This is a genomic window from Methanobrevibacter sp. (assembly GCF_050872065.1).
Taxonomy (GTDB): domain Archaea; phylum Methanobacteriota; class Methanobacteria; order Methanobacteriales; family Methanobacteriaceae; genus Methanocatella.
The window spans coordinates 1-12,841 of sequence record NZ_JBNMGD010000041.1 but is presented as its reverse complement, the minus strand read 5'-3'; the positions used below and the strand labels follow the sequence as shown (position 1 = coordinate 12,841).

Annotated in this window: 13 protein-coding genes; 9 read left to right on the top strand and 4 right to left on the bottom strand. The window is 29.9% G+C overall.

Annotated features, from left to right (window positions below; all coding sequences use genetic code 11):
* Positions 1 to 58 precede the first annotated feature (58 nt).
* Positions 59 to 1,201, top strand: a complete 1,143-nt coding sequence (locus ACR0P1_RS06330) for a toxic anion resistance protein (protein WP_432645561.1) — start codon at positions 59 to 61, stop codon at positions 1,199 to 1,201.
* A gap of 94 nt (positions 1,202 to 1,295) precedes the next feature.
* Complete coding sequence (locus ACR0P1_RS06325; protein ID WP_432645560.1) at positions 1,296 to 1,955, top strand: uracil-DNA glycosylase; 660 nt, start codon at positions 1,296 to 1,298, stop codon at positions 1,953 to 1,955.
* A 22-nt stretch (positions 1,956 to 1,977) separates the two neighbouring features.
* Here the strand turns inward: ACR0P1_RS06325 and ACR0P1_RS06320 are convergent, their stop codons facing one another.
* The 3 genes from ACR0P1_RS06320 to ACR0P1_RS06310 all read right to left on the bottom strand — a co-directional run bounded on the left by ACR0P1_RS06320 (position 1,978) and on the right by ACR0P1_RS06310 (position 4,437).
* Positions 1,978 to 2,544, bottom strand: a complete 567-nt coding sequence (locus ACR0P1_RS06320) for a hypothetical protein (RefSeq protein WP_432645559.1) — start codon at positions 2,542 to 2,544, stop codon at positions 1,978 to 1,980.
* Positions 2,545 to 2,605: 61 nt separating this feature from the next.
* On the bottom strand, positions 2,606 to 3,991 hold the full coding sequence (locus tag ACR0P1_RS06315) for an MFS transporter (RefSeq protein ID WP_432645558.1): 1,386 nt from the start codon (positions 3,989 to 3,991) through the stop codon (positions 2,606 to 2,608).
* Positions 3,988 to 4,437, bottom strand: coding sequence for a MarR family winged helix-turn-helix transcriptional regulator (locus tag ACR0P1_RS06310; protein ID WP_432645557.1), 450 nt, complete (start codon positions 4,435 to 4,437; stop codon positions 3,988 to 3,990). Before ACR0P1_RS06310 ends, ACR0P1_RS06315 begins: the two co-directional genes overlap by 4 nt.
* Positions 4,438 to 4,578: 141 nt before the next feature.
* Between ACR0P1_RS06310 and ACR0P1_RS06305 the strand changes: the two genes are divergently transcribed.
* The 6 genes from ACR0P1_RS06305 (at position 4,579) to ACR0P1_RS06280 (ending at position 10,366) form a co-directional block, all read left to right on the top strand.
* On the top strand, positions 4,579 to 4,878 hold the full coding sequence (locus tag ACR0P1_RS06305; RefSeq protein WP_432645556.1) for a hypothetical protein: 300 nt from the start codon (positions 4,579 to 4,581) through the stop codon (positions 4,876 to 4,878).
* Between the two features lie 51 nt (positions 4,879 to 4,929).
* Positions 4,930 to 5,610: a hypothetical protein gene (locus ACR0P1_RS06300; protein WP_432645555.1), complete on the top strand. Its 681-nt coding sequence runs from the start codon at positions 4,930 to 4,932 to the stop codon at positions 5,608 to 5,610.
* A gap of 50 nt (positions 5,611 to 5,660) precedes the next feature.
* Positions 5,661 to 7,115 (top strand): dihydrolipoyl dehydrogenase family protein, encoded by a 1,455-nt coding sequence (locus ACR0P1_RS06295; protein WP_432645554.1) that lies wholly within the window; start codon positions 5,661 to 5,663, stop codon positions 7,113 to 7,115.
* Between the two features lie 71 nt (positions 7,116 to 7,186).
* Positions 7,187 to 7,666, top strand: coding sequence for a GNAT family N-acetyltransferase (locus tag ACR0P1_RS06290; protein ID WP_432645553.1), 480 nt, complete (start codon positions 7,187 to 7,189; stop codon positions 7,664 to 7,666).
* Positions 7,667 to 7,692: 26 nt separating this feature from the next.
* A complete protein-coding gene (locus tag ACR0P1_RS06285) occupies positions 7,693 to 8,541 on the top strand; it encodes a hypothetical protein (protein ID WP_432645552.1) in 849 nt (282 codons plus the stop codon).
* Between the two features lie 175 nt (positions 8,542 to 8,716).
* Positions 8,717 to 10,366: an ABC1 kinase family protein gene (locus ACR0P1_RS06280; protein ID WP_432645551.1), complete on the top strand. Its 1,650-nt coding sequence runs from the start codon at positions 8,717 to 8,719 to the stop codon at positions 10,364 to 10,366.
* 77 nt (positions 10,367 to 10,443) lie between these two features.
* Here the strand turns inward: ACR0P1_RS06280 and ACR0P1_RS06275 are convergent, their stop codons facing one another.
* Positions 10,444 to 11,829, bottom strand: coding sequence for a glutamate synthase-related protein (locus ACR0P1_RS06275; protein ID WP_432645550.1), 1,386 nt, complete (start codon positions 11,827 to 11,829; stop codon positions 10,444 to 10,446).
* Between the two features lie 385 nt (positions 11,830 to 12,214).
* On the opposite strand from ACR0P1_RS06275, the gene ACR0P1_RS06270 reads away from it, so the two are divergent.
* Positions 12,215 to 12,694: a hypothetical protein gene (locus tag ACR0P1_RS06270; protein ID WP_432645549.1), complete on the top strand. Its 480-nt coding sequence runs from the start codon at positions 12,215 to 12,217 to the stop codon at positions 12,692 to 12,694.
* Positions 12,695 to 12,841: the final 147 nt, after the last annotated feature.

Below are 12,841 nucleotides of genomic sequence, written 5' to 3'. Positions count from 1 at the left end.
GATAAGATTATTATTTAAGTAATTGTATTAATTGCCAAAATTAAAATGAGATGATATAATGGCAGAATTTTCATTAAATATTGATGAAATTAAGGAAGATGTTGAAACAACTTTAAAAGAAGAAGGAAAAAAATTAGAAGATTCAAATATTAAAAATCAAGCTCAAGATAATGCAGTCGCAATTTTTGATGTTGATTTAAATAATCCACAAGCAAGGGAACAGATATTAAAACCTTTAGATAATTTTGGTCTAAATGAGATGTCTAAATCTGCTGCTCATAATGAAATGCTAGCTACTAGATTTGTCGATTTAACAAAAGGTGGTAAGGATTCAGATAATATCGGTGAAAATTTACTTGAATTAAATAACCAAATAAAAGATTTAGATCCAAGTAAAGTAAATTTCACAAAAAAAGGAGTGCTTGGAAATCTAATGAATCCTGTTAGAAAATACTTTGCTAAATATGAGAAAGCAGAAACAGCTATCTCTGATATTGTCCAGTCTCTTGATAAAAGTAGTAAAGTCCTTCAAAATGATAATACAACTCTTTTAAATGAAGAAAATTATTTAAGAGATATTACCAACAAGCTTCTTGCAGATATTGAACTTGCAAAACAAATGGATGAATCTATTGAAGCACAAATACAAACTGCAGAAATTGAAGGAATTGATGAGGAAAAAGTAAAATTTGTCCGTGAAGAGATATTATTCCCTCTTAGGCAAAGAATTATGGATATGCAACAAACAATTGTTGTAAATCAACAAGGTATCGTATCTCTTAATGTAATTAGAAGAAATAACAAAGAATTGATTCGTGGTGTTAAACGTGCACAAAACGTAACTCTTTCGGCTTTAAGAACTGGTGTGATGGTTGCTAGTGCCCTTTACGATCAAAAAATTGTTATGGAAAAAATTAATATTATTAACAGTACAACTGAACATATCATTGAATCTACTTCACATATGCTTAAGGAACAAGGAAGTGAAATACAAAAGCACAGTGCTGAGACTATGATTTCACCAGAAGTTTTAAAAGCATCTTTTTTAGAAGCAATTCAAGCTATTGAAGATGTAAGCACTTATAAAGAACAGGCACTTCCTAAAATGAAAGAAACAATTACATTATTTAGTGACTTAGCTAATGAAGGTCAAAAAGTTGTTGAAAAAATCGAAACAACCAATGACAATATATTAAAATAGTGGGTTTTATAACCCTCTATATCTAATTTTTAAATTATATTTCTGAATTTTTATTGGATTGTAATTAGCTAGTAAAAAAGTAAAAGTGTTTTTTATGATAAATAATGATTGGGATTCAGTTTTAAATGATGAATTTGAAAAAGATTACTTTTTAAAGATTAAGGAATTTGTAAAAAAAGAGTATAATGCCAAAACCATTTATCCTCATTGTGATGATGTATTTAATGCATTTAAATTAACCCCATTAAGCAATGTCAAGGTGGTTATTTTGGGCCAAGACCCTTATCATGAGGAAGGTCAGGCTCATGGGCTTTCATTTTCAACCCCTGAAGGCAGACCCATACCACGTTCATTGAAAAATATTTTTAAGGAAATCAGCGAGGAATATTCATGTCCTATTCCTGAATCAGGATGTCTGGAAAAATGGGCAAAACAAGGAGTATTTTTACTAAATACTGTTTTGACAGTTGAAAAAGGTAATGCGAATTCTCACAGTAAATGTGGTTGGCAAATATTTACAGATAATATGATTAAGATATTAAACAATCAAAAACATCCAATTGTGTTTTTACTTTGGGGAAAACAGGCCGAAAAGAAAAAAGAATTAATAACAAATCCTAATCATTTAGTTTTGATTACTTCTCATCCATCTCCATTTTCGGCAAGAAGAGGATTTTTTGGATGCAATCATTTTAAATTAGCTAATGAATTTTTAAATGAAAATAATATTGATGAAATTGACTGGCAACTATGAACTGCACATATATGTTGAATAACTAAATTACTATTTCATAATGACTTTTTCTATTATCTCTCATTCTGGAATCCATATCTACTAAATCATAAACTAATGGATTAGTTATTAAGACAGACCATATTTCATAAGTTACTTTTATAAATTCATCGTTTAGTTTTATATGGTCATGGACGATTGGACATTTGTATGGAAATTCGCTTTCATCAAATATTAAGTGAAATTCTCCTTTCTTGTTTAAGTGGGGGATTAATGGAAATGTTCTGCATTGAATCGGTCTGATGCTACGGTCACATTTTGGTGGATTGATGCATTTAACAAGATAAATCTGACCTTTCCAGGAGTGAGGATATTTGATTTCAGATGAATCAATATAATATAATTCATAACTGTCGCTATCTTCATACATTAACTCTTCACCAGGTAAGAGATATAATGCTAATTCTTCGTTGGGATAGTCTTCTTCATCATAAACACAGCATATTTCTCCGCATAATTTTCCACAATCAAAATCAACTGGAGATACTTTATCTAGGCGTTCATATATTTTTTCTATTGTTTTTTTCATTTCATCTGCGCTAATTTCCATATTACACACAACTCATATTATCATTTTTTAAAAAAAGTAAAGAAGTGATAGATAATATTAGTTATCTATCTGTATTAAATTTGTCACTAGATTTAATTCCAACAAGTGATGCGAATATAGCTAGGATACAAGCTACTGTACATATTCCGCAGATAATTTGGGAAGCTTGTACAATCATTGTTGCGTATTGTGGATTTAGTTTTAAACTACCCATTATCCAAGCAAATATTAATGTTAAAAGACCTAAACTCATTGTTTGACCTATTGTCCTCATTGTAGCCTGTGAAGCTGATGCAGTTGGTGCATCTTTAGGTGGAACAGAACTCATAATTGCATTCATGTTTGGAGATGAGAAAAGTCCCATACCAATACCTTGTAGAATCATAGCTATAATTATTAGGTAAATTGGTGTGTCGGCGTTTAGAGATGTTAATATTACAAGTGCAATGGTTGCGATTGTCATTCCAATTGCAGATAGTTTTTGTGGATGTATTTTATCTGATAGTTTCCCGGCATTTGGAGCAATTATTGCCATTATGATTGGTGTGATAATCAATATCATTCCAGACATTTGAGCGTCCCATCCTCTTACATATTGGAAATGGTAATTTAATATTGTTGTAACGACCATTATTGCAAGATAACTGCATAATGCTGCAATGTTGGATGATGTGAATTTTTTATTTTTAAATAGATTCATGTTGAATACTGGTGATTTTTGCCTTAGCTCATATGCTATGAATATTACTAGTAAAATAATTCCAATAACGGTTAATATTTTACCAGTTGTTGTAATTAATGTTGTAAATCCATAGATGAATGATAAGATTCCGATAGCATATACTATAGATCCAACTTTATCTATTTTGTCATCTTGATATGTCTTCCATTCTTGAGGTATTTTTAAAATTAGCAATATGATACATAACACTAAAAATGGAATTACAAAGTAAAACATTGATCTCCAACCTAAGTTATGGACCAAAAATCCACAGATAACTGGTGAAAGTGAAGTTGCAAGATAAACACCAGTAACTGTAAGACCTAATGCTTTTCCTCTATTTTGAGGTTTAATTGCTTGAACTACCATTGCCATAGCAGCTACATTTAGGAATGCAACTCCAACACCCTGAATGACTCTGAATATCAAAAATGATTCAGTTGAGAATGCAAGACATGTTCCTATTGAACCTAATAGGAATACTATAATTCCTGCAAGCAATGTTTTTTTAACACCAAATTTTCCTGAAATTTGCCCTGCTGGAACTGTAAAGACCGCCACAACAAGGAAAAATATTGTAGGTATCCAATTTTGAATAACATTGTTCATTGCAAATTCTTGTGCTATTGCTGGAACACCTATAATTATACCATTTGATAAAAATACTCCAAAAAATGAAGTTATAAATGATATAAATATTACATATGTTTCAAATTCAATTTTCATAATTTATCCTCTCTAATAATATTCATACTATTAATTGCTATTTTTTTTATTTTTTCTTTTAGTTCATAATCATTTTCATCAATTCCAACCTTACTTTCCCAATCAAGTGAAATCTGTCTTATTTTTGGAACTAATTCTTCGGCTTTTTTTGTTGTTTTTAACATATACTTACGTCTGTTTTTAGGATTCACTTTTCTTATGATATATCCTTGAGTTTCAAGTTTTTTCAATGCTTTAGCAATGTTTGCTTTACTTTCACCATAAATATTGACTAAATCATCCTGTGAACAATTAGGATTGTCATAAATTATCATTATATAACGCACTTCACGACCTAAATTAAGTCCTTGAATTTGTGAATCAAGATATTTCAGTTGGTTTTTTGATATATTGTGAATAAATCCTATCAGTGGAGCATTATCAAAAACATCTGGAATTTTATCCATATTTTCACCTGAATTATTCTATTTAAATAAAATCATATAAATGTTTCTAATGAAACAGTTATCAATGAAACAATTGTCGAGCATACTAGAAAATAATTTAAAGAAATATTATTAAATATAATAAATAATTGAGGTGTCATCATGAATAAAATGGAAATTGAATTAACAGACGAACAATTAGAAAAAGTAAAAAAATTAGAAGAACAAGGCATCAATGTTGGTCAAGCTATTGACATGCTTTTTGAAGCAAAACAAGAAGTATTAAGTCAAATTGAAAAAATTGAGGAATCTGGTCTTTTAGATAAAGTTTCAAACGTTGATGTTGATAATAAAACTGAAAATCTTGAAGAAAATTATGGAGACCTTGAAAAAACCTATGAAATGGAAGTTCAAGATATCAAACATAAACTTAAATGGTGTAAAGAATTTTTCAAATTCTAATCCTTCTTTTTTTTAAAATTTAAATAGCTATTTGAATTTTTAGGTGTAATCGTGAAGATAAAAACAAAAATAATAATTATTGCAATTTTTTTAATTGTTGTTGCAATTTTTTTGAGTGGAAATGGCTTTTTAAACAACACTAATTATAAAACTATTGCTGATACTGATATAGGTAGTGTGGAAGTTAATACTTATGGAAATGTACATGCCCAAAAGAGCATTGCATTGATTACCGGAATTCATCCAAGAGAAACATTGGCTATTGATCCTGAAATTAACGCCGCAAAAGAGTTTGCAGGCAAGGATGTTAAGGTAATTCATTATAAGGTCACAGTTACAAAAGATCCACAGGATTATAATCTAGGACGTGCAAATGGAGAAAAGCTTGTTCATGATTATGTAAATCCAAATGTCACAGCCAGCGATGCTGATGCAGTTGTTATTAGTCATTCACACATTCCGGAATATGGTGAAGGGTTTTATATAGCTACACCTGCAATGGATGATGCATCTGTCGAAATAGCTAAAAATATAAATCAATCAAGTGATTTTAATTATTATCCAGTCACAGGCAATGAAACATACAAATCAACTTCAGCAGTATTAGTCTCAAGGCCGATTGCAGAAGCAGGTTATCCAACATTTGTATATGAAGTTCCGGAAGATGTTATGGAATTTATGATAACAATGAAGACAAATGATTTATTCCAGTTGATTAGCGATAATGTTTAGATAATAGTATATATTATTTTTAATAAATGATTAGATTAGAGGTCAAATTTATGGATTATGATGTTATTTATATAGGAAGTGGAAATGCCGCATGGCAAGGAGGTCGTTTTTTAAGAAAAGAAGGCCTTAAAATATTAATTGTTGAAGAAAGTTTATTTGGAGGAACATGTGCAAATAGAGGATGTAACTCCAAAGCATTACTTGATGCACCATATGAAATTAAAGCATTAACTGATAATTTTGAAGGTGTTGGAAAATCAGGCAATTTTGAAGTGAATTGGCCAGAGTTAATGAAACTCAAACAAAAACGTATTGCAGGAATGTCCAAATTTTTAGATGGTAAATTCAAAGAGTATGATTTGGATGTTGCACATGGAAAAGGAGTAATCATTGATGAACACACGGTCCAAGTAGGTGATGAAACATTTACCACTGATAAAATTGTAATTTGTACAGGCCTAAAACCAGTTATTCCAAACATTAAAGGAAAAGAATACTTACATGACAGTACTGACTTTTTAGATATTGCAGAACTTCCAAAACATGCAATTATAATAGGTGCAGGGTTTGTCGGTATGGAATTTGCATCAATACTTGCAGAAGCAGGCCTTGAAGCTGATGTAATCATCCGTGGAGATATGGCATTAAAAGAATTCCATCAGCCTTATGTTCAAAAGGTTATAGAAATCTTGGAAAAGAAAAACATTCGCTTCCATTTCAATCAAAGCGTAGAAGAGATTATTAAAGATGATTCTATCGTAATTGATAATCCTGAGGATAAAGTTTCAAATGTAGAAAACTCAATGAATAGTGATGAACTTTTAAGAGATCCTCAAGCAAAAATAGACAACAAAGCATATGAAAATGGATTCACTGTTAATCTTGATAGTGGAATTAGCATAACTGGAGATTATGTAATAGCTGCTATGGGAAGAGAAGCTAATGTAGAAGATATTGGACTTGAAAATGTTGGATTAACCTATACTAAAAATGGAATTAAAGTAAACAATCACTTACAAACCGCAGTTCCAAATATCTATGCTTCTGGAGATGTTGCAGATACTGGTATTGCTAAACTTGTAACCGTTGCAATACATCATTCTAAATATCTTGCAAAAGAGTTATTGGGTCAGGCAGATGAAATTAAATATCCTGTTGTCCCAGCAGTTGCATATACCATACCTAGAATAGCAACAGTTGGTGTTCCAGCTTATATTGCTTATGAAAGCGATGAATATGATGTTCATACAATAAAGTATGGTAAGTCATACTCACTAGAACTTAAAAATGACAGTACTGCAGAAGCAAAAGTTATTGTAGATAAAGAATTAAACATCGTAGGTGCTGAAATATATGCTGCAGATGCAGAAAACGTTGCAAACATGTTTACATTTATCATTAACAAAAAAATAACTTTAGATGAGCTTGATGATATGATTTATGCATTCCCATCAAGTAGTTCTGTGTGCTTGTATAAGTTACATAATATACATTATGATTTTTAAAATTTCATAATCTTTTTTTAATTATTTTTTAAGGAACCATTTAAAAAAATTATATTTTTAGGTGTGTTATTATGTCTCAATTTTCTATTAGATTTGCTGAAAAAGAAGATGTTTCTTTAATTCTAGATTTTATAAAAGAATTGGCAGATTATGAAAAAATGCTGGATGAAGTAGTAGCTAGTGAAGAATTATTGATTGAATGGATCTTTGATAAAAAGGTTGCAGAAGTGATATTTGCTATGGAGGATAATAAGGAAGTAGGTTTTGCATTATTTTTCCATAATTTTTCAACATTTTTAGGTCGTGCTGGAATATACCTTGAAGATTTATATGTAAAACCGGAATATCGTGGAAAAGGATATGGAAAATCTCTAATTAAAAAGCTAGCTGAAATTGCTATTGAAAGAGGTTGTGGAAGATTAGAATGGTGGTGTCTTGACTGGAACCAACCAAGCATTGACTTTTACTTATCTCTTGGAGCTGAACCTATGAAAGATTGGACTGTATATAGGATTAGTGGAGATTCATTGGAAAATTTAGGAAAAAAATAGCATAATTATTCATGGAGTAAAATGAAATGTATACTGAATTGGACATTGCTTTTATTGTAATACTTGAAATTATAGGCATTCTATTTCTTACTGTTGGATTTAGCTATATTAAAAATAAAATTGTAAACCATCGTGAGCTTCAAGACAGAGACAAAATCCTGCCTCAAGAAGAGCTTGAAACACTGCAACAAGTATTTTATTTGATAATGGGAGCTTTACTTTTATTGAATGTTTTAAATTTTTTATTCTTTGAAAATAAGACTCAAATTGAATTAGTATTCTTAGATATTTTTGTATCAGTCATTTCATGTATGGTCATTTATGACAAGGGATTCAATAAGTTGGTATTAATTGGATTAATGCCACTGCAAACTTTAATTGGCATGACATATCTCTATTTCGGTATTAGTTTGAACATTAGAAATGATGTGAATATGTTCTTCTTTGTATTAACTTTAATACATGTTGTTGCAGGCATTTACTTTACAAGATATTATTTCAAAAAATTCCTTCATTTTACAAAAGTTAAAGGTTTAGGATATACTGCAGTATTACTATTTATTATCTTAGGTATTGCTTTTGTATTTACAATTTTTACTGAAGGAACTGGTGTTTTAGATTCAGTAGTTATGGTAAGTAATGCTTTTACAAGTAATGGATATGCAATACTTGGAAATTCCTCCTTAGGGAAATTTACTGATGTTGTTCTTGTATGGAGTGGGTATGTTTTATCTAGTGTAGGTACTGCAACATTGTCTTTTGCATTGCTTAAAAGATATTTTGATCGCAAAATAAATAAACTTGAAGAAGAAGTAAAAAAACAGTCAGAGACTAATGAAAAATTAATAGAATTAATAGAAAAACAAAATGATTAATAATCATTTTACATATTTTATTGCATTCAAGTTGAATTAGACAGAATATGTTAAATTTTATAGAATTAAACTTCTTTTCTTTTTTTGAATTTTTACAATATCACTCCTATATGGAAAAACAATTTCTAGTTATTATTCTAAAAAAATAAATACTTTAATTTACTATTTTTATTTAATGAAAGTTATTACTAGTGCTAGAAACGATAATCTCAAAAGGATAAATGAAATTTATAAGGTTCTAAAAAAGAATGATTTCGGATATTTGATCGAAGAGAATACTTTTTTTAGGAAATTTCCATTTTTAAGGAATTATAAAGCTGAAAATGAAGGTAAATTTCTCGATGAATCAGTTCCATTAAGAGTTAGAAAAGTACTAGAAGAATTGGGTCCAGCATATATCAAATTAGGACAAATGTTAAGTACCAGACCTGATTTGATAGGTATTGAAATTGCAGAAGAACTTCAGCAACTAAGGGACAATACTCCTATAACTCCTTTTGATGAAATGAAAGAGGTTATTGAAGGAGAATTGAATCAACCAATTGAAAACGTTTACAGTACTATTGATGAAATTCCAGTGGGATCTGCATCAATTGGGCAAGTTTATAAGGCTAAACTGAAAAGTACCGGTGAAGAAGTTGCAATCAAAGTTCAAAAACCTAACTCACGTGAAATAATAGAATCTGATGTTAAAATAATGAAGTTTCTTGCAGAAAGAATAGGTAAATTTGTTTTAACATCTGAAACTTTCAATTTATCTGCAATTGTCAATGAATTTGAAAGGTCAATTTTTAAGGAGATTAACTATCTAGAAGAAGTAATGAACATGCAGAATATTGAAAATAACTTCAAAAATATTTCATATATTAAAATTCCAAAAGCATACACTGAATATTGCAGTGAAAAGATAATTACTATGGAATTAATAGAAGGAGTATCAGTCAATGATTTAATTGAAGGAGATTATCCTCATATTAACAAAAAAAGAATTGCAAATTATGGTATTAAATCCTATTTTAAACAAATACTAATTGACGGTTATTTCCATGCAGATCCCCATCCTGGAAATTTAATTGTAACAAAAGACAATAAATTATGTTATATTGACATGGGAATGATGGGAATCTTAAGTGAGGATTTTAAGGAAAATCTTGCAGAATTCTTGTTGCTTTTGATAAGTGGAAATACAGATAATATTATAAAGCAGTTAATTTATATGGATATCATTTCCCCATCACAAAATACACCCGAATTACAGGCAGACATTAATGATTTATTGAATTTGTATTATGGTGCTGAACTGAAAAATATGGATGGTGCAATCAAAGATTTGCTTAATGCAATGATTAAAAACAATATAATTCTTCCAAATGAATTCATAATGATTGGTCGTGGAATTGTTTTGGTTGAGGATACTGGTAAAAAGCTTGATCCCAATTTTAATGCTGCTAGTGAATTGAAGAAACTTTCTAGAAAAATTGTAATTAACAAATATAAACCTGGAAGATTAGCAAAAGTTAGTCTTAATTATCTTTTACAATTAGAACATCTGGCAAAGGATTTGCCCGATACGATTAATAGCACACTTTCAAAACTGGAAGAGGGAAACATTGAAGTGAAATTAAAACATGAAAAAATTGATCACATTATTAATCAGTTATCCATATCTTTGATTTTATCTTCATTGATTATCGGTTCATCTCTTGCTCTCATTACTGATGTTGGACCTACATTATTTGGTTTTCCAATACTCGGATTAATTGGATTTGTCTTTAGTGGAGTTCTTGGAGCTTATCTGGTTTTGATAAATGTAATGAAAAAATAAATAAATTATTACTTTTAAGAGAAAAATAAAAAAATAGAATTTTGTAGATTATTAAAGTCAATAATCTAGCAAAATTATCATACATGTTTAATATCTGTATATTTAGATATTTCACTGTTTATTGTACATAAATCATTTATGTTTAAGTCATGGACATCATTGTGTCCAGTTATCCTTGCAAATTGTTTTAACTCTTCTGTTGAAACTTTTAAATAGTTTTCAATTCTTTTTGCAGCTGCTTCTATTTTAAACATTTCACGATTCTTAGGATCTTGTGTTGCAACACCTACCGGACAGTTTCCAGTATGACATATCTTATATTGTTGACATGCTGAGGCAATCAAAGCTCCTGTTCCAATAGCTATTGCATCAGCACCCATAGCCAAAGCTTTTGCAAAATCAGATGAAATACGAAGACCTCCTGTAATTGTTAGAGATATATCTTCACCATGTTCATCAAGGTATTTTCTAGCTCTATTTAAAGCATAAATTGTTGGAACAGATGTTGAATCACGAATAATTTTTGGACTTGCTGCTGTAGATCCTCCTCTACCATCTATTGTTATAAAATCAGGTTCTGCAAAGCAAGCATATTCTAAATCATCTTCAATTCTTCCTGCAGCGAATTTCAATCCTATCGGTCTTCCTCCAGATTTTTTTCTTAAAGTAGAAATCAATTCTTTCAAATCATCCTTTGAATCAATTCCAGGTATTGTAGCTGGAGAGTGAATATCTTCACCTACGGGTTTGTTTCTGATTTCAGCAATTTCAGGAGTCACTTTAACCCCTTGTAATTGTCCTCCTAATCCTGGCTTTGTGGATTGACCTATTTTTATTTCAATAGCATCACAGTTTTTCAGGTTTTCATCATTTACAGAATACTTGTTTGGAACATACTCAAAGATGTACTTGTAAGCGTTTTCCATTTCTTCGGGCAATATTCCACCTTCTCCACTGCACTGAGCTGTTTTAATACCTGCACTTCCTTTGGCAAGAGCTATTTTACTTTCCCTTGATAATGCTCCAAATGACATATGTGTGATGTAAATTGGACTTTCGATTACTAAAGGTTTTTTAGCATTCTTTCCAATGATGGTTGTTGTATTAACATCAATTGTTGATTCTAAAGGTTGAGGATTTAGCTGACAACCCAAAAGTAGAATTTCATCCCAGTTTGGCATTGGTAGCTCAGTATACATTGAAGCGACTATTGATTCACCAGAAATTGCCATCTGATGTATTATATCCATGTGCCTAATATTCTTATCACTTTTGGCAAATTCTTTTGGATATGATAAATCGTTTAGTTCATTTGAACTTTCAAAATCTGAATTTGAATTTTCATACTCAACAAAATTAGATATTGCCTGTTTACATATAGGGCATTTATCTAAATCATTTAATGATACTCCAGTTGCTTCTTCATTATGAATATGGCCACAAATAAGACATTTATATATCATATTTACACCTCTATAATTAAAATAATGAAAAAAAGATATATAAATTTTTAGACTATAAACAAACAAAAAATTTCTTTTTAAAATCCAAGTTAATGATATATTAATTCTCAAAGTGAAAAAAGAACCCTTAAGAATTGTGCATATAATTAAAACAATGTTATAACTCTAATTTTAAATAGTATTAATAATATAAATTTTAATGTATATAAAAGGTATTAATAATATCGCATAAAAATAGGATGAGAACAGGAAATTAAAACGGACGTTATTTTACATTTTATTAGCTATTATACTATTCACGATTATAATTAATCTAGGGGCTATAAACAGTTTTCTAAGTTTCCAGACAGACAAAACAATTCAGTTTGATGATTCAATTTATGTAGTGCCGGAAGGATGGAACACAACCGATGAGGTAAACACTACTGGAAAAAACGGAAATGCAATGACAAATAACTATACTATTTTGGATTGCTGGGATGACTGGCCTGAAGATTACATGGGACCCCAATCTAAAGAGAAGCTAAGATTCCTAGAACATGGACAATATAAGACCTTAAAAAGCGAAGTCATCAAGTTAGGGGGTAAAAATGTTACAAGAGAATATTACACAAACCCTTCCAAAGACACAAATACTAGCTATCAACACATAGGTGTGGCTTATATCTTCCATAAACAGGACAAGAACTATTGTATTGATGTACATTACTTTACAACACATGACTATGAAAACAAGACATTTACAAAGGAAGTTGATGAGCGTGTGGAAGATATGATAGCAACCATGGAAAATACCAAATACAATTGGTATATATCCACATTCAACAAACTGATGAATAACGAACCAATCGAATGGATAAATTAGATACAAACGAATACTGTCTATTCAGTTAATAAAACAAATTAATGGAATTTAAAATTCAATAATGACAATTCCATTTTAATTAAAATTTAAGTATGCTGTTTAAAGCATTCTTAAATTATCTTTTTTTAATATTACTAATTTTAATAT

Excerpts from the sequence above, each read along its gene's own strand:
- ACR0P1_RS06325 (WP_432645560.1), top strand. The coding sequence starts at position 1,296 with ATGATAAATAATGATTGGGATTCAGTTTTAAATGATGAATTTGAAAAA.
- ACR0P1_RS06285 (WP_432645552.1), top strand. The coding sequence starts at position 7,693 with ATGTATACTGAATTGGACATTGCTTTTATTGTAATACTTGAAATTATA.
- ACR0P1_RS06280 (WP_432645551.1), top strand. The coding sequence starts at position 8,717 with ATGAAAGTTATTACTAGTGCTAGAAACGATAATCTCAAAAGGATAAAT.
- ACR0P1_RS06295 (WP_432645554.1), top strand. The coding sequence starts at position 5,661 with ATGGATTATGATGTTATTTATATAGGAAGTGGAAATGCCGCATGGCAA.
- ACR0P1_RS06315 (WP_432645558.1), bottom strand. The coding sequence starts at position 3,991 with ATGAAAATTGAATTTGAAACATATGTAATATTTATATCATTTATAACT.
- ACR0P1_RS06310 (WP_432645557.1), bottom strand. The coding sequence starts at position 4,437 with ATGGATAAAATTCCAGATGTTTTTGATAATGCTCCACTGATAGGATTT.
- ACR0P1_RS06320 (WP_432645559.1), bottom strand. The coding sequence starts at position 2,544 with ATGGAAATTAGCGCAGATGAAATGAAAAAAACAATAGAAAAAATATAT.
- ACR0P1_RS06305 (WP_432645556.1), top strand. The coding sequence starts at position 4,579 with ATGAATAAAATGGAAATTGAATTAACAGACGAACAATTAGAAAAAGTA.
- ACR0P1_RS06275 (WP_432645550.1), bottom strand. The coding sequence starts at position 11,829 with ATGATATATAAATGTCTTATTTGTGGCCATATTCATAATGAAGAAGCA.
- ACR0P1_RS06290 (WP_432645553.1), top strand. The coding sequence starts at position 7,187 with ATGTCTCAATTTTCTATTAGATTTGCTGAAAAAGAAGATGTTTCTTTA.
- ACR0P1_RS06330 (WP_432645561.1), top strand. The coding sequence starts at position 59 with ATGGCAGAATTTTCATTAAATATTGATGAAATTAAGGAAGATGTTGAA.